We start from the raw sequence: 1007 nt of genomic DNA on the forward strand, positions 1-1007 counted from the left end.
CGACCACTGCCACCCCACGGCGGCGGGGCGGACGGTTGAGCATCTCGATCAGCGCGCCCAGATCACCACGACCGGGCTGGATGGCGGTGCCGGCGACGGCACGCAGCAGACCCTGCGCCTCCTTGCGCCCGGAGCGGGCCGGCAGCCGGGTGAGCACCCCGGGCCCCGGCGGCGGTGGTCTGCCCCGCCAGCGTCGGGCCGGCGCGGACACCCCGCCGCCGGTGCCGATCACGGCGCCGATCCGGTTACCGCCGCGCACGGTCAGGTGGGTGATGGCAGCGGCGGCGGCCACCACGACCTCCCGCTTGAGCCACTGCCCGGTGCCGAAGTCGAGGCTGGCGGAGAGGTCCAGCGCGAGCCAGGTCTCCAGTTCCCGGTCGGCGACCGTACGCCGCACATGCGGTGTGGTCGTGCGTGCCGTGACCGGCCAGTCCATCCGACGCACGTCGTCGCCGGGGCGGTACTCCCGGGACTCCCCCGCCTCACTGCCCGGTCCGGGCAGCAGGCCGGCGTAGTCGCCCTGCAGCAGACCGTCGAGCTTGCGGGTGACGAGCAGCTGAAGCCGGGACAACACGGCCTCGCTACGGTCGCCGAGGAGGGCTGGACGAGGGGTGGGTGAGGTCACGGCCGCTGCCCGGGCCAACCAGCGCCCGGCGGCGGCGCGATCGAGGGCGGGGTGGCCTGCTGCCGGGGCGCGACAGCGGGAAGCGGGATCGTCGACATCACCCGCTGCACGATGTGGTCGGCGGGCACGTCGTCGGCGAGCGCGTCGTAGCTGAGCACCAACCGGTGCCGCAGGATGTCCGGCGCGATGTCCTGCACGTCCTGCGGCAGCGCGTAGTCCCGCCCGCGCAGCAGCGCCAGGGCGCGGGTCGCCCGGACCAGACCCAGCGAGGCGCGCGGGCTGGCACCGTACTGGATCAGTTGCGCGACGTCGGGCATGCCGTGCTCGGCCGGGGCGCGGGTGGCCAGGACCAACCGGACCGCGTAGTCGACCAGGGCGTTGT

General features: G+C 75.0%; 2 protein-coding genes. Both read right to left on the reverse strand.

Features of this window, described 5'->3' with window-relative positions:
- Positions 1 to 643, reverse strand: a 643-nt coding sequence (locus KBX53_RS34100) for a DUF58 domain-containing protein (protein ID WP_210863940.1), incomplete at its 3' end; no start/stop codon positions are given.
- The coding region (locus tag KBX53_RS34105) for an AAA family ATPase (RefSeq protein ID WP_369010025.1) at positions 622 to 1007 on the reverse strand (386 nt) is incomplete at its 5' end. The genes KBX53_RS34105 and KBX53_RS34100, both read right to left, overlap by 22 nt.

This window comes from Micromonospora sp. M51 (assembly GCF_018070305.1).
Classification (GTDB): Bacteria; Actinomycetota; Actinomycetes; order Mycobacteriales; family Micromonosporaceae; genus Micromonospora; species Micromonospora parva.